At 72.4% G+C, this 14,442-nt stretch carries 14 protein-coding genes; 10 read left to right on the top strand and 4 right to left on the bottom strand.

What is annotated here, in order from left to right:
- Nucleotides 1-23: 23 nt before the first annotated feature.
- Nucleotides 24-656, bottom strand: coding sequence for a DUF1203 domain-containing protein (locus tag VF289_RS02305; RefSeq protein ID WP_330880685.1), 633 nt, complete (start codon nucleotides 654-656; stop codon nucleotides 24-26).
- Nucleotides 657-822: 166 nt separating this feature from the next.
- Between VF289_RS02305 and VF289_RS02300 the strand changes: the two genes are divergently transcribed.
- From VF289_RS02300 to VF289_RS02255, 10 genes are all read left to right on the top strand, one after another.
- On the top strand, nucleotides 823-2,178 hold the full coding sequence (locus VF289_RS02300) for a lactate racemase domain-containing protein (protein ID WP_330880683.1): 1,356 nt from the start codon (nucleotides 823-825) through the stop codon (nucleotides 2,176-2,178).
- Nucleotides 2,175-3,113 carry an ATP-dependent sacrificial sulfur transferase LarE gene (larE, locus tag VF289_RS02295; RefSeq protein ID WP_330880681.1) on the top strand — a complete coding sequence of 313 codons (939 nt, stop codon included), beginning with the start codon at nucleotides 2,175-2,177 and terminating at the stop codon, nucleotides 3,111-3,113. The genes VF289_RS02300 and larE overlap by 4 nt, the downstream gene beginning before the upstream one ends.
- Entirely contained in the window at nucleotides 3,106-3,903 is a 798-nt protein-coding gene (larB, locus tag VF289_RS02290) for a nickel pincer cofactor biosynthesis protein LarB (RefSeq protein WP_330880679.1), read from the top strand. The genes larE and larB overlap by 8 nt, the downstream gene beginning before the upstream one ends.
- A gap of 176 nt (nucleotides 3,904-4,079) precedes the next feature.
- Nucleotides 4,080-5,813: a PHP domain-containing protein gene (locus VF289_RS02285; RefSeq protein ID WP_330880677.1), complete on the top strand. Its 1,734-nt coding sequence runs from the start codon at nucleotides 4,080-4,082 to the stop codon at nucleotides 5,811-5,813.
- A 174-nt stretch (nucleotides 5,814-5,987) separates the two neighbouring features.
- Nucleotides 5,988-6,656, top strand: coding sequence for a TetR/AcrR family transcriptional regulator (locus VF289_RS02280; RefSeq protein WP_330880675.1), 669 nt, complete (start codon nucleotides 5,988-5,990; stop codon nucleotides 6,654-6,656).
- Nucleotides 6,653-7,012 (top strand): DMT family transporter, encoded by a 360-nt coding sequence (locus VF289_RS02275; RefSeq protein ID WP_330880673.1) that lies wholly within the window; start codon nucleotides 6,653-6,655, stop codon nucleotides 7,010-7,012. The genes VF289_RS02280 and VF289_RS02275 overlap by 4 nt, the downstream gene beginning before the upstream one ends.
- Nucleotides 7,009-7,329 (top strand): DMT family transporter, encoded by a 321-nt coding sequence (locus tag VF289_RS02270; RefSeq protein WP_330880671.1) that lies wholly within the window; start codon nucleotides 7,009-7,011, stop codon nucleotides 7,327-7,329. The genes VF289_RS02275 and VF289_RS02270 overlap by 4 nt, the downstream gene beginning before the upstream one ends.
- A gap of 174 nt (nucleotides 7,330-7,503) precedes the next feature.
- On the top strand, nucleotides 7,504-8,511 hold the full coding sequence (locus VF289_RS02265) for a LacI family DNA-binding transcriptional regulator (protein ID WP_330880669.1): 1,008 nt from the start codon (nucleotides 7,504-7,506) through the stop codon (nucleotides 8,509-8,511).
- A 97-nt stretch (nucleotides 8,512-8,608) separates the two neighbouring features.
- The gene (gene uxaC, locus VF289_RS02260) at nucleotides 8,609-10,045 is read left to right on the top strand and encodes a glucuronate isomerase (RefSeq protein ID WP_330880667.1); all 1,437 of its coding nucleotides are present in this window, start codon (nucleotides 8,609-8,611) and stop codon (nucleotides 10,043-10,045) included.
- Nucleotides 10,045-11,316 (top strand): mannitol dehydrogenase family protein, encoded by a 1,272-nt coding sequence (locus VF289_RS02255; protein WP_330880666.1) that lies wholly within the window; start codon nucleotides 10,045-10,047, stop codon nucleotides 11,314-11,316. The genes uxaC and VF289_RS02255 overlap by 1 nt, the downstream gene beginning before the upstream one ends.
- Before the next feature lie 120 nt (nucleotides 11,317-11,436).
- Here VF289_RS02255 and VF289_RS02250 read toward each other — a convergent pair whose 3' ends face one another.
- Genes VF289_RS02250 through VF289_RS02240 form a run of 3 tightly spaced genes read right to left on the bottom strand, consistent with a single transcriptional unit; the run spans nucleotide 11,437 to nucleotide 14,380 of the window.
- The gene (locus VF289_RS02250) at nucleotides 11,437-12,105 is read right to left on the bottom strand and encodes a response regulator transcription factor (RefSeq protein WP_330880664.1); all 669 of its coding nucleotides are present in this window, start codon (nucleotides 12,103-12,105) and stop codon (nucleotides 11,437-11,439) included.
- Nucleotides 12,102-13,436: a sensor histidine kinase gene (locus VF289_RS02245; protein WP_330880662.1), complete on the bottom strand. Its 1,335-nt coding sequence runs from the start codon at nucleotides 13,434-13,436 to the stop codon at nucleotides 12,102-12,104. The genes VF289_RS02250 and VF289_RS02245 overlap by 4 nt, the downstream gene beginning before the upstream one ends.
- Nucleotides 13,433-14,380, bottom strand: a complete 948-nt coding sequence (locus VF289_RS02240) for a CPBP family intramembrane glutamic endopeptidase (protein WP_330880660.1) — start codon at nucleotides 14,378-14,380, stop codon at nucleotides 13,433-13,435. Before VF289_RS02240 ends, VF289_RS02245 begins: the two co-directional genes overlap by 4 nt.
- Nucleotides 14,381-14,442: the final 62 nt, after the last annotated feature.

The raw sequence follows: 14,442 nt of genomic DNA, 5'->3' as shown, positions 1-14,442 counted from the left end.
CCGCGCCCCTGAATAGTCGTGCCTCAGCTCGACGGCGACGGCCGGGGGTGGGGCACCTCCTCCGGCGCCGGTCGTTCCACGGCGAACTGGAAACAGCCGTGCTCGAGAGCGCGGATGTGCACGAGCGCGACGGCGGGGTCGGCGAAGGCCTCATCGATCGCACTGTCGAACCCGGCGGTGGCGTCTGCCGGGATCTCCAGCAGGGCGCCGCCGAGGAGTTGGCCTCGATCGTCGTAGCGACGCAGGGTGCGCAGCGCACCAGTCCGGGCGTGGGGATACTCCGCCATTGCTCCGGACAGCTCGGGGCCGGGGCACGGTTCCGCATGGACGAACACCGGTCCGACCTCGTCGTAGGCGCCCGGATCGACCTTGTGGGCCGCCGCCCAGCGCCGAAGCGGCGCGTAGCTGACCAGGGCGATGCGCTCGCCGGCCCGGGCGGAGCGGAGGCAGCAGCGCAGCGGGCTCCCCTCCGCATCGAGCGGAGCTGAGGGGTCGGCGACCACGAAGGGACGCAGGGCATTACCTGCATCGTCGCGGTCTCGGAGCTCCGAGAGGGCTGCAGGCGGGATCGCTCGAGGAAGGTACCTGGGCGGGGTCGGGCGAGGGGACGGCGTGGCGGCAGGGGCGGGGTCGGTGCGATCTCCGGTGTGCATCATGGGTCGAGCCTGGCGGTCATGGCCCGCGGCTGCCAGAAGAAATCGGACGACGTGGTCCCTCACGCCCTCCGTGGGGGTGCTCGAGCGGAGACCCGACGTCCCGGCTCCGCTGGCAACAGCCGGGTCGTCCTTGTCCTGGTCAGGCCCGACGGCGCATAGTGGTGCGATGAGCCAGACGCAGACGCAGAGTTCGGGCCCGACGATCGCTCCGATCCCCGAGGGACTGGCCGAACGCGCCGCCCTCCTCGGCGGCCCCGAGGGCGTGCTCACCGACGAGCAGATCACCGGCTTCGTCACCGCGCAGCTCGCCGACCGGGATCTCGACGGCAAGAAAGTGTGCCTGATCATCCCCGACGGCACCCGCTCCGTCCCGCTGCCCAAGGTGCTGCCCGCGATCCACGACGCGCTCGCCGGCCGGGCCGCCTCGGTCACGGTGCTGATCGCGCTCGGCACTCATGCCGCGATGGGCGAGAGTGCCATCGATGCGCTGCTGGGCGCGACCGAGCGCGGTGCGCAGGCCACCTATCCCGAATGGACCGTCGTCAACCACGCCTGGGACGACCCGGAGCAGATCGCGGACCTCGGTGAGATCTCCGCCGAGCAGATCGCCGAGCTCACCGGCGGGCTCCTCACCGACGTGCCCATGCGCGTGCAGATCAACCGCCTGTGCGTCGAGTCGGACGTCAACCTCATCGTCGGCCCCGTCTTCCCCCACGAGGTGGTCGGCTTCTCCGGCGGCAACAAGTACTTCTTCCCCGGCTGCTCGGTGCACGACGTCATCGACATCTCCCACTGGGTGGGCGCGCTCATCACCGCCAGCCGCATCATCGGCACCCTCGGCATCACCCCGGTGCGCCAGCTGGTCGACGCCGCCAGCGACCTCATCGGCGCGGAGAAGCTCGCCTTCACCATGGACGTGATCTCCGGCGGCCAGGACCTCAACGCCATCGCCTTCGGTGACCCGCAGGCCGCCTGGGCCGCGATGGCGAGGATCTCCGCCCAGACCCACATCACCTACGTCGACAAGCCCTACCAGCGGATCGTCGCGCTGGTGCCGGAGATGTACGACGACATGTGGACCGGCGCCAAGGGCTTCTACAAGTCCGAGCCCGTCTGCGCCGACGGCGGCGACGTGATCATCTACGCCCCGCACATCACCGAGGTCGCCGCGATGCACCCCGGCCTGCGCGAGATCGGCTATCACAACATCGAGTACTTCACGAAGCAGTGGGACCGCTTCAAGGACCACCCCTGGGGCGAGCTCGCCCACTCCACGCACGTGACGGGCCTGGGCACGTACGACCCGGAGACCGGGGAGGAGGAGCAGCGGGTGAACCGCTACTTCGCCACCTCCATCTCGCAGGAGGAGTGCGAGGCGTACAACGTCCACTACATGGACCCCGCCTCCCTCGATCTCGAGGCCCTGCGGAACGATCCCGACACCCTGGTCATCGACCACGCCGGCGAGGTGCTCTTCCGCCTGGCCTCCGAGCGTGCAGGAGCGGCGGGGGAGGGCGAGTGACCGCCACCCGGACCGCCCCGTCGGCCCCCGCCTCGCTGTTCTCGCCCGGCCATCCGGGCTTCGAGGTCACCGCGATGACGCCCGAGGCGCTGACCGGCGAGACCCTCGAGCTCGCCGATGCCGTCTCCGCCGAGCTCGCCGGGGTGCGACGCCTCGGCGTCGCCTACTCCGGGGGAGTGGATTCCGCGACCCTGCTGGCGCTCGCCGTACGGGCTCTGGGCGCCGAGAACGTCGTCGCCCTGCTCGGGGTCTCCCCGTCCCTCGCCCGCCGTGAGCGGCGGCTCGCGCACCAGGTCGCGCGCGTGATCGGGGCGGAGGTGGTCGAGGTCCACACCCACGAGGGCGAGAACCCCGACTACCAGAAGAACGACGGCACCCGGTGCTTCCACTGCAAGAACGAGCTGTTCACCCGCATCGGTGACGACGTGGTCGGCGCGCAGCGGCTGGACGCGGTCGCCTACGGCGAGAACGCGGATGACGCCACTCGCCACGACCGGCCCGGTGCCGGTGCCGCCACCCGCCACCAGGTGCTGCGGCCGCTCTCCGTCGTCGGACTGACCAAGCAGCAGGTCAGGGAGGTCGCCGGCGCGATGTCCCTGCCCGTCGCGGACAAGCCCGCCGCACCCTGCCTCGCCTCCCGCATCCCCTTCGGGGAGAGCGTCACCCCCGAGAAGCTGCGCCAGATCGACGACCTCGAGGACGCCGTCTACGAGCAGGGCTTCAGCGACTGCCGGGTGCGACACCACGGCGCCGTCGGCCGGATCGAGCTGCCCACGGGGGAGCTCGCCCGCGCCATGGAGCCCGAGATCCGTGCGGCGCTCGTCGCCGCCGGCAAGGAGACCGGGTTCCAGCACGTCACGATCGATCTGGACGGCATCCGCTCAGGGCTCTTCTCGCTGCAGATCGTGGGCAAGGGCGCCGGGTCGCATGGCTGAGGCCGCTGAGGGCTCGAGCGACCTCGCGCCGGGTGATCTCGCGCCGGACGATCGCGCACCGGCCGACGGGAGGATCGACGGCTTCCTCGACCTGGACCTCGACCGCGCCCGTCGCCGCGGAGCCCCCGAGGCGGTGCTCTGCGACGCCAAGAGCGTGGAGCAGGTCGGGGCGATCGCGGCGGAGTACGCCCGGCTGCACTCCGAGGGCCGGGATGGCCTCGGCCCGGTGCTGTTCACCCGCGCCGATGCCGCCCGCGCCGAGGCGGTGCTCGCCGCCCTGCCGGACGCCCTGCACGATCCCGAGGCACGCCTGCTCGCCTGGCCCGCAACGCCCCCGGAACCGGCCGGAGGCCTGGTCATCGTCGCCTGTGCCGGCACCAGCGACCTGCCCGCGGCCCGCGAGGCCGAGCTCACCGCCCGCTACCTCGGCCGCCCCACGACGCTCATCGCGGATATCGGGATCGCCGGGCTGCACCGGCTCCAGTCGCGCCTGCCCGAGCTGCGCCAGGCGGCCTGCGTGGTGGTCGCCGCCGGCATGGACGGAGCGCTGCCCACCGTGGTCGCCGGCCAGATCGCCGCCCCGGTGGTCGCCCTGCCCACCTCCGTCGGCTACGGCGTGGCCGAAGGGGGCCGCACCGCGATGCTCACGATGCTCTCCGCCTGCGCGCCCGGGATCGGCGTGGTCAACATCGACAACGGCTACGGCGCCGGCCACCTCGCCGCCCAGATCGCGCGGTGGGCGCCAGCGGGCGAGGACTCCGCAGTGCAGCAGTGCTCCGCTGTGCGGTAGTGCAGTGCAGCGGCACCACGACGCAATGCCGAGGTGTCGCCCGCGAGCCGGGGCCGGCTCGTGTTCCCTCGACCGTCGCAGGCCGTTCACTCCCGCCACGCTGAGACGTTCGAGCCGTCTCGTAGCGTTCCGTGCGCACATGTCGCACAGACCGCTCTCCGAGAGGCACCCTCCTGATGCATCGTGATCCCGCCGTCCCGTCGGCCCCGACGCCCCCCGAACCCTCCACGGATGCCACCGAGCTGCCCGCGCGGCGCGGCTTCCTGCGCGGAGCGGGACTGGCCGGTGCCGGCGCCCTCGGGGCCGCGGCCCTCGGCGCAACCTCCGCCGTGCACGCGGACTCGGGAAACGGCAGGAGGCCGGGGAAGGAGTCCGGCAGGAGGCCCGGCAAGGACGGCTACGTCTGGCTCTCCGGCGACCACCACCTGCACAGCCAGTACAGCAACGATGCGATGTTCCGGATCGAGGACCAGGCCAGGCGCGCCGTGGCCGGTGGTCTGGACTGGATCGTCATCACCGATCACGGCAACGAGCCGTTCTCCGCGCACAGCATCGCGCCCCAGCGCGAGGACATGCTCGCCGCTCGCGATCGCTTCGGCGACGAGCTGCTGATCTTCAACGGCCTCGAATGGAACATCCCCGCCGGCGAGCACACCACGCTGATGATGGCGCCCGGCGAGCAGGAGGCGGAGGTGCTGCAGGAGTTCGTGGACCGCTTCGACGCCAACGTGGTCGATGCCCGTCCCGGCACTCCCGAGAACGAGGCTCTCGCCCTCGAGGCGCTCGACTTCCTCGATCGGACCCGCACCAAGGGCCGCCTCGAGGACGTCCTGGTGCTGCCCAACCATCCCGCCCGCAAGGGCATCGACTCCCCGGCCGAGCTGCGTGCCTGGCAGGACGCCGCTCCCGACGTGGTGATCGGCTTCGAAGGAGCCCCCGGGCATCAGGCCGCCTCTCTGCCCGCAGGCATGGCCCGCGGTCGCGGCCTCTACGACGGCGGCGCGAGCGAGCACTCCTTCCCGGGCTATCCCGAGGAGAGCTACCGGACCTGGGGCGGCTTCGACTGGATGACCGCGACCGTCGGCGGCATGTGGGACAGCCTGCTCGCGGAGGGCCGGCGCTGGTGGATCACCACCACCTCCGACGGCCATCAGGGCTGCGGCGACTGGGTGAAGAACCCCGTGGACGCACTGCAGCAGACCGGCTACGCCGACATTCCCTACAACGAGGCCGGCGACACCTTCGAGACCACCGGCGTGTTCCCGCCCCCGGTCAACGCCGGGCGTCCGGTGGTGGAGTACAGCTCCTTCGCCCCCGGGGCCTACAACAGGACCTGGGTCGCCGCCGAGGACCGCAGCCACCGCGCGGTCATGGAGGCGATGCGGGCCGGGCGCATGTGGGTGTGCTTCGGCGATCTGATCGCCTCTCTCGAGATGAGCCTGCAGGTGAAGGGCAAGGAGGGGAAGCGCCACCGCGCCGGTCTCGGCGAGACCCTCAAGGTCGCGGAGCCCACGGAGGTCGAGCTGACCCTCAGCATCGAGACCGCCTCCCAGGTCAACTACGCGGGCCTGCTCCCGCAGCTGGCCCGGGTGGATCTCATCCTCGGCGCGGTCACCGGGCCCGCCGCGGACAGCAGCACGACGGTCGCGCCCGACACCCGGGTCGTGCACTCCTGGGACACCACCGATCAGGACGGCATCCTCGAGCTCCGGTACGCCTTCACGCTCGAGCAGGACAGCTACCTCCGCGTGCGCGGCACGGACGGCAAGCGCAGCCAGCCCGGCTTCCTCGGGGCGGGCATCGACCCCCAGGGCCCTGCCATCGATGTGCCCGGCGAGGTCGACGCCTGGGAGGACCTCTGGTTCTACACGAACCCGATCTTCGCCCGCCGGCTCCGGAAGAAGCGGTGAACCCGACGGGCCTCTGGTCCCCGACAGGAGGCCTTCTCGAGGGCAGCTGAGCTTCGCCGTGTGCCGGACGTGACACCCGCGGGCGTGCTTACTTGACCAACTGACAGGTAAAGTAACTCTGGACGATCTGTCCGGATCCCGTCCGGACGTCCGGATCCGCTCAGGAGGAGTGCCATGGCCCTGCAGTCGCCCCGCCCCGCGCACCGCCCCTCGGCTCGCGAGGCGATGCTCGAGGCCGCCGAGGCTCATCTCGGGGCCGATGGCACGCTGAGCCTGGACTCCGCCGCGCGCGCGGCCGGGGTCACCAAGCCCGGGCTGATGTACCACTTCTCCACCAAGGAGGAGCTCCTCATCGCCGTCCTCGAGCGCCTCACCAGCCGCTACGAGCGGGAGATGGCGGAGTCCGTGGCGCGGCTGGTCGCGGCGGAAGCAGGCGCATCCCTCGACGGTCCCGCCGTCGGCGTCGCCACTGGCCTCGCCGCCGCCGCCCCTGGCCTCGTCGATGCCACCGCTCCTGACCTCGCCGACGCCACCGCTTCCCAGCGCGCCCTGGCCTACCTCGACTGGGCCTGCCGCGCTCCGCTCAGCCCTGCCGATCTGGTGATCTTCGCGGACCCGAAGCTCCGCGTCGCACTCACCGAGCGCTGGCGCGAGCAGGTGGACCGCTGGCTCGCCGTCCCTGCGGGAGAGTCTGTCGACCGTCGCCGACGGCTGCTCGGCGTGCGCCTGATGGCCGACGGTCTCTGGTTCGACCGGGCGAGCGGCCTGCTCGAGACGACCACCGAGGACGCCCAGTCGCTCCGCGCCCTCGCCCTGGACCTGCTGGAGGAGGAGGACTCGTGACCGTCTGGCTGCTGCTGTTCGGGGCGATCCTCAGCGAGGTCACCGCGACCCTCTCCCTGCGCGGCGCCCTCGACCGCCCTGCGCTGTACGGCGTGGTCGTGGTCGGGTACGCCCTCTCCTTCGCCTTCCTCGCGCTGGTGCTGCGACGAGGGATGGGCCTGGGGGTCGCCTACGGGATCTGGGCCGCCAGCGGCGTGGTACTCACCGCCCTGCTCTCGGCCCTGCTGTTCGGCGAGGCGTTCACGCTGATGAAGGCCAGCGGGATCGTGCTGATCGCCGCCGGGGTCGCGGTCGTCGAGCTCGGCTCCCACCGGGCTGGCCGGGCCACCGAGGCGGGGGCGGAGGTGCGGGCATGAGCTGGCTGCTGCTGGGAGGCGCCGTGGTGAGCGAGGTCGCCTCGACGCTCGCGCTGCGGGTCGCCGCGGGCGGCCGACGCTCCTGGTACGCCCTGGTGGTCCTCGGATACGTCATCGCCTTCGGGCTGCTGTCCGGAGCGCTGCAGGCGGGCATGCCGCTCGGGGTGGCCTACGGCGTCTGGGCCGCAGGCGGCATCGTGCTGACCGCGCTGTTCTCCCGGCTGCTGTTCCGGGAGGCCCTGACCCCGGTGATGATGGCCGGGATGGGCTTGATCGTGGCCGGGGTGCTGCTGATCGAGCTCGGCGGGGCGCACTGAGCTCGGATCCTGACTCCGGGACCACGGCGGAGGCGATCTGCCGAACCCTGGACGGTTGCCGCCGGTTGCCTCGAAGCGCGGTAGGGTGTCGCCACGAAGAACGGGTGCTCCCGGCCGTCCACGGCCGGGCGGCGGCCCCTGAGGCAGCGCCGGGATCGGCGAGGACGGAGCCGCATGATGGCGGAGAAGCGTGTGACGATCTACGACGTCGCCAAGGTCGCCGAAGTCGCGCCCTCCACCGTATCTCGTGCCTTCTCCCGTCCCGGCAGGGTCAGTGCCGCGACGCACGCCAAGGTGATGGATGCCGCCAAGCAGCTGGACTATCGCACCGAGTCCCCTGCCTCGCAGGAGCGCGGGGAGCGTCACCACCGCCTCGGCATCGAGGTCCCCGATCTCACCAACCCCTACTTCGCCGAGCTCGTCTCCGGGATGCAGGAGGCCGCCCACGAGCAGGACTTCCTGCTGCTCCTGCTGGACACCGTCGAGGACGAGATCCGCGAGCGCTCGAGCCTGGAGAGCGCGATCAACGTGGTCGACGGGATCGTGCTGGCCGGCACCCGCCTCTCGGACGCGACCCTGAACCACCTCACCAAGCGCATCCCGGTGGTGGTCCTGAACCGTCGCGTCGCCGGTCTCGACTCGGTCACCCCTGACTTCGAGCACGGGATGGGGCAGGCGCTCGCCCATCTCGCCGAGAACGGGATCCGCACCGTCACCTACGTCGCCGGCCCGGTCAACTCCTGGTCCGACGGGGAGCGCTGGCGCGCGGCCCGCGTCTCCGCCCGCCAGTACGGGCTGCAGATCCAGCGCCACGGACCCTTCGCCCCCACCACGACGGGCGGCGAGCAGGCCTTCGAGGAGCTGCGCGACTCCCTCCCGCACGCCGTGGTCTGCTACAACGACCTGGTCGCCTTCGGCTTCCTGATCTCCGCGCTGCGCGCCGGGATCCGGGTGCCCGGCGAGCTGTCCGTGATGGGGCACGACGACATCCAGCTCTCGCGGTTGGTCGGCGGCGGGCTCACCACCGTGGTCAGCCCCAAGCGGGCCCAGGGCCGGGCGGCCGTGGAGCGCCTGGTGCGACGGATCGAGAACCCCTCCGCCCATCGCAGCCCGGTCGAGGGCACGCTGCCGGTGCGGCTGGTCCCGCGCGGCACCACCGGGCCCCGCGAGCCCGGCCTCTGAGGCACCGCTCGCCGGTCGAGGCGCCGCTCGCCGGTCGGGACCCGGCAACCCGTGACAACGTCCAGCGCGTCCGGCGAGGCCTTGCGAGGATGGCGACATGAGCAACGACGCCTTCGTGCCGCACCCCGACCGTCTCCTTCCCGCGGACCCGGCCGTCCGCGAGATCGCCCGCAGCCTGTACGAGCTGGAGAAGGACCAGCCGATCGTCTCGCCCCACGGGCACGTCGACCCCCGTCTGCTGCTCGACGACGAGCCGTTCCGCGACCCGACCTCGCTGTTCATCACGCCCGACCACTACGTCAACCGCCTCATGCACTCCCGCGGCGTGGACCTCGCCGATCTCGGCGTGGGCCAGGGCCCGCTGGACGAGGCGGCCTCCCGCAAGGCCTGGGCGCTGCTGGCCGAGCACTGGCACGCCTACGCCGGCACCCCGTCCCGCTACTGGATGGAGCACGAGTTCTACGAGGTCTTCGGCCTCGAGACGGTGCTGAACCCGCGCACGGCCGATGCGATGTACGACGCGCTCGCCGAGAAGCTCGCACGTCCCGAGTTCCGCCCCCGCGCGCTGTTCGACCAGTTCAAGATCGAGGTCATGGCCACGACCGACGATCCGGTCGACGATCTCGCCCCGCACGATGCGCTCGCCGCCGACGACTCCTTCACCGGTCGGGTCATCCCGACCTTCCGCCCGGACAAGTACCTCGAGGCCGGCCGCCCCGACTTCTCGATGCTCACCGACGCCCTCGGCGAGGCCGCCGGCGTCGACGTCGGCACCTACGAGGGCTACCACGAGGCAATGCGCGTCCGTCGCCAGTACTTCCGCGACCACGGCGCCGTCTCCTCCGACCACGCCCACATCGATCCGGGCACCGAGCGGCTGAGCGACGAGGACGCGCGCCGTCTCTACTCCGCCGCCCGCGACGGCGCGATCGGCGCCGACGAGGCCGTGGCCCTGCGTCGCCACCTGCTCGCCGACCAGGCCCGCCTGGCGACCGAGGACGGTCTGGTCATGACCCTCCACCCGGCCGTCTCCCGCAACCACTCCGATGCGATGTTCACGAAGTTCGGTGCGGACGTCGGCTTCGACATCCCCGTCGCCGTGGACTACGTCCACCACATCCGCCCGATGCTCAACGACGTGGGCCACCACCCGAGCTTCCGCACCGTGCTGTTCACGATCGACGAGACCGTGTTCTCCCGCGAGATCGCCCCGCTGGCCGGCGTGTACCCCTCGGTGTTCGCCGGGGCGCCCTGGTGGTTCATCGACGCTCCCGACGCGATCCTGCGCTACCGCCGCGCCGTCTCCGAGACCATCGGCTACAGCCGTACCAGCGGCTTCATCGACGACACCCGCGCCTTCTGCTCGATCCCGGCGCGGCACGACATGTCCCGCCGACTCGACGCGACCCACCTCGCAGGCCTGGTCGCCGAGCACCGGATGCGTCTCGAGGACGCCCAGGAGCTCGTGGCCACCCTGCCCGACCAGCAGCCGCGCGAGGTCTTCCGCCTCGGTGCGGCAGGACAGAAGAACTGATGAGCACCCCCAGCCCCTCGGACGTCGGCCGCCTGATCCACCTCGGCATCGGCAACTTCGCCCGCGCGCACACCCTGCACAGCACCGACGTCGCCGGCGGCTGGTCCGTCGTGGCCTTCACCGGCCGCTCCGCCGCGATGGCGGACGCGCTGAACGCCCAGGGCGGCAGGTACGGCCTGATCGTCCGCGGCGCCGAGGGTGACGAGGTCAGCCTCGTCGACGTGATCGACGAGGTGTTCCCCGCCTCCGACGTCGACGCCCTGGTGCGCCTGCTCGCCGATCCCTTCACCGCGGTGGTCACCCTGACCATCACCGAGAAGGGCTACGCCGCAGGCAGCGACCCGGCGACCTCCGCCCCCGCCCGCATCGCGCTGGGCCTGAAGGCCCGCCGCGAGGCCGGGGTCACCGAGCCGATCGCCCTGATCTCCTGCGACAACCTCACCGGCAACGGCGAGATGCTGGCCGAGGCGGTCCTCGCCGAGCTCGATGAGGAGACCAGGGCCTGGTTCCCCGATCACGTCGACGTCATCTCCTCGATGGTCGACCGCATCACCCCCGCGGCCGACGAGAAGGCCGGGGACGCGGTGCTCGCACAGACCGGTCTCGCCGACACCGTCCCCGTGGTCACCGAGCCCTTCTCCGAGTGGGTGATCGAGGACCGCTTCCGCGGCCGTCGCCCCGAGTGGGAGAAGGACGGCGTGCAGTTCACGGACGACATCGAGGTGCATGAGCGGCGCAAGCTGCGCCTGCTCAACGGCGCCCACACCCTCATGGCCTACGCCGGTCAGGTCGCCGGCGTCGAGCGGGTCGACGAGGCCATCGCGCACCGAGAGGTGCGGGCCCTGGTCGAGCAGCTGTGGGCCGAGGCCCGCGCCACCCTGTCCCTGCCCGCCGCGGAGCTCGACGCGTACACCGCCGCCCTCGAGGAGCGGTTCCGCAACCCGCGCCTCGCGGACCAGCTGGTGCGCATCGCCGCCGACGGCTCCGTGAAGCTGCCCGTGCGCGCCCTGCCCGTGATCGCCGAGCTCGGCGGGCCGGACAAGGCACCCGGCGAGGTCGCGGCCGTCGCCGCCTGGACCGCCTGGGTCACCGATCGAGTGCGCGCAGGGGGCGAGGTCAAGGACCCGAAGGCCGAGCAGATCGCTGCGGCCACCGCCCTCCAGGACGACACCGAGCGCGTGAGCTCCCTGCTCGCCCTGCTCGACGTCCCCGCGATCGATCCGCTGGTGGACGCGGTCCTCGCCGAGGAGCGGCGCCTGCCCCGCCCCTGACCGGCACCGGACCCACCGACGACGCCCTCGCGAGCAGCAGCTCGCGGGGGCGTCGTCCCGCTCCGCGCTCGCGTCTCCGGGCCCGCCCGCTCCGTGCGGCCCGTCGGGCATGCTCGCGTGTCAGGGCCCGTCCGGGACCTGCACGATGCGGTTCTGGTACGCCCACACCACGGCCTGCAGGCGCGAGCGCACCCCGAGCTTCGGCAGCATGCGGGCGAGATGCGACTTCACGGTCGCGATCTCCACGACCAGCTCCCGGGCGATCTCCTCGTTGGACATGCCCCGGGCGAGCAGGCCGAGGATCTCGAGCTCGCGCGCGGTGAGCAGCCCGTCGGCGGCCCGCGCGGTGACCGGTGCGAGGGCGCGACGCTGCACGAACTCGGCGAGGATCCGCCGGGTGAGGGATTGGTCCAGGGTGCCCTGCCCGGCGGCGACCTGCCGCACCGCCGCGACGATCTCCTCGGGTTCGGCATCCTTGAGCAGGAACCCGGCCGCGCCGGCCTCGAGGGCGCCGAACACGTAGTCGTCGAGGTCGAAGGTGGTGAGGATCAGCACCGGCACCGCAGGCTCCAGAGAGGTCAGCGCCCGCGTGGCCTCGATCCCGTCGAGCACGGGCATGCGGATGTCGAGGCACGCGACATCGGGCCGCAGCTCAGCGGCCAGTTCGACGGCCTCCTGCCCATCCCTCGCCGCGGCGACCACCGAGAGATCGGATTCGGCCCCGAGGAGCCCGGTGAGACCGGAGCGGACCAGCGGCTGGTCATCGGCGAGGAGGATACGGATCGTCACGGGGCCTTCCCGGGCGGAGCGGACGTGGTGGGCGCGCCGGTGAGGTCACGGGGAAGTCGCAGGTGCACGCGCCAACCGCCACCGGCCGTCGGGCCGTGCTCGAGCTGCCCGCCCATCAGCTCCGCGCGCTCACGCATGCCGACGAGGCCGAAACCGCCGGCGCCGGACCTGTCGCCGGATCCGACGGCGGTCGGGTCACCGGATCTCTCGCCGGGCCCGGTGCCGGGCTCCGAGCTCGAGGTCACGGGCATCGTGCCGGGGCCGTCGTCGACCACGGTGAGAGTCCACCGGGCGGGGTGCGAGTCGTCGATCGTGACCAGGCAGGACGCGCCCGGGGCGTGGACGGCGACGTTCGAGAGCGATTCCTGGACCATCCGATAGGCGACCAGCTGGGCGAGCGGGCCGAGCCCGGCGCCGGGGGCGCGACCGGGCGGCGGAGCCGACTGCTCGAGGCGCACGTCCACGCCGGCCTCGGCCCGGGTGCGGAGCAGCTCGGGCAGGGTCTCGAGGGTCTCGACGCCGCGCTCGGCCGGACCGGTGCCGCGCAACAGGCCCACCACGCGGCGGATGTCGTCGAGCACGGAGCGGGTCTGGGTGCGCACCTGGCGCACCGAGTCGTGCGCGGCCTGCGGGTCCGTGTCGATCTGGCGATCTGCGGCGGCGGCGACCAGGGCGATGCCGGAGAGGTGATGGGCGGCGATGTCGTGCAGCTCGCGGGCCATCGCGGCCCGCTCCTCGGAGGCCGCCGCCCGGTGCAGCGCTTCCCGCTCCCGGGTGAGGGCCTCGAGCGCCCGTCGCTGCGCCTCGCGAGCGATCCGGAGCGACGCCAGGGAGAGGGCGATCAGGGCGGTGAATCCGACGACGCCGACACCCTGCAGCACGCCCTCGCCGAGCACGCCGGGCATCGTGCCCGCCCCGCTGCGCAGTCCGTTCAGGACCACGCCCGTCGCGACCGCGAGCGCCGATCCCGCGAGCGCCGGCCAGGTGGAGGACCAGGGCCGTCGCGGCGCCGCGAGCAGCACGGCGAGAAGGACGGGAAGGTGGGAGAGGGTGTAGGCGGCACCTGGTCCGATCGCGCCGAGCAGGAGCGCCAGCGCGGCGATGACCAGCAGCGTCACGCGTGGGGCGGGGTGTGCCCGCAGAAGTGCGACGGACTGCGCGGTGAGCACCAGGGCCGTGGCCCACCAGGCAGCGGAGCCGGCCCGGGCCGGGACCAGCTCGCCGGTGCCCTCCGCCGCGGCGAGCAGCGGGAGCAGCAGCAGCAGGGCGATCACGACCACCCAGCAGCCCAGGGCGATCGCGATCGCCCTGGGTGCGGGGGTGGTGGTCATGGGCGTGAGCCTAGTTCGCCCTCGGCTCCTCGGAACCCGAGCCGCCCGCGGGTGGTGATCAGCAGCGCGGTGGCGGCGATCACCGCGGCCACCGTCATGGACAGCAGCGACCGTTCCGCATCCAGGCCGGGGAACATCTCCACGGCGAGGGTCGAGGCGAAGGTGTTCAGACCCGCGTGCATCAGCATCGACAGAGGGAGGGACTCACCGGTGCGGTTGAACACCCAGCTCATGACCACGTTGAACGCGACGCAGAAGATCAGGAACACCACTGGCCGGGACCAGTCGGCCTCGGGCCAGCCGCCCCATTCGGTGAGGAACAGCGGCAGGTGCCACGCTCCCCACAGCGGGCCGAGCACGAACGCGGAGCGCAGCGGCCCGTACCGGTGCTGCATCCGGGACAGGGCGAAGTCCCTCCAGCCGGGTTCCTCCGCGAGACCCGTGGTGAGCACCTGGAGGATCAGCACCGGGACGTAGGCGATCAGCACCGTGGCCGACGGGGCCTGGATCTCGCCGCCCGAGAAGACCAGGCCGGCCAGCAGCAGCGCGGCCGGCACGGTCAGCAGGGAGACGGCGTACCAGCGCCAGCTGACGTTCCACCGCAGCAGGCGCCCCGCCCAGCTGCGCAGTCCGGCGCGGCCGTCGACGATCGCGGTGACCAGCAGGGCCGAGCCGATCGGTCCGAGATAGGCGCCGGGCAGCACGCCGAGCAGCTGGGTGGTGCCGAGCAGGGCGGGGAACTCGAGATCCCACACCCCGAGCCCGCTGGTGGAGAGGATGTACGGGATCCAGGCCAGCCACGAGAGCGCGTTGGCGAGGACGAAGAAGCTCAGCAGCGGATGGCGACGGACGAGGCCCAGCGGGCCGCTGCCGGTGGGGGCGGCGGAGCGGGAGCGAGGGGTCGGTCGCGGGCCCGGGGCCGGGGGCCGGTCGATGACGGTCACGGGGATGCCTTTCGTGCGATGGCCGCCCGGGGATCGGGCGTGCCACCAAACTAGGCATTCCT

This window comes from Brachybacterium sp. (genome assembly GCF_036379615.1).
Taxonomy (GTDB): domain Bacteria; phylum Actinomycetota; class Actinomycetes; order Actinomycetales; family Dermabacteraceae; genus Brachybacterium.
The sequence above is the reverse complement of the archived record's forward strand: the minus strand, read 5'-3'. Positions and strand labels throughout refer to the sequence as shown.

What these genes read in the sequence shown, in the direction of transcription:
- VF289_RS02305 (WP_330880685.1), bottom strand. Translation starts at nt 656, where the DNA reads ATGATGCACACCGGAGATCGCACCGACCCCGCCCCTGCCGCCACGCCG.
- VF289_RS02300 (WP_330880683.1), top strand. Translation starts at nt 823, where the DNA reads ATGAGCCAGACGCAGACGCAGAGTTCGGGCCCGACGATCGCTCCGATC.
- larB (WP_330880679.1), top strand. Translation starts at nt 3,106, where the DNA reads ATGGCTGAGGCCGCTGAGGGCTCGAGCGACCTCGCGCCGGGTGATCTC.
- VF289_RS02285 (WP_330880677.1), top strand. Translation starts at nt 4,080, where the DNA reads ATGCATCGTGATCCCGCCGTCCCGTCGGCCCCGACGCCCCCCGAACCC.
- VF289_RS02280 (WP_330880675.1), top strand. Translation starts at nt 5,988, where the DNA reads ATGGCCCTGCAGTCGCCCCGCCCCGCGCACCGCCCCTCGGCTCGCGAG.
- VF289_RS02270 (WP_330880671.1), top strand. Translation starts at nt 7,009, where the DNA reads ATGAGCTGGCTGCTGCTGGGAGGCGCCGTGGTGAGCGAGGTCGCCTCG.
- VF289_RS02265 (WP_330880669.1), top strand. Translation starts at nt 7,504, where the DNA reads ATGATGGCGGAGAAGCGTGTGACGATCTACGACGTCGCCAAGGTCGCC.
- uxaC (WP_330880667.1), top strand. Translation starts at nt 8,609, where the DNA reads ATGAGCAACGACGCCTTCGTGCCGCACCCCGACCGTCTCCTTCCCGCG.
- VF289_RS02255 (WP_330880666.1), top strand. Translation starts at nt 10,045, where the DNA reads ATGAGCACCCCCAGCCCCTCGGACGTCGGCCGCCTGATCCACCTCGGC.
- VF289_RS02245 (WP_330880662.1), bottom strand. Translation starts at nt 13,436, where the DNA reads ATGACCACCACCCCCGCACCCAGGGCGATCGCGATCGCCCTGGGCTGC.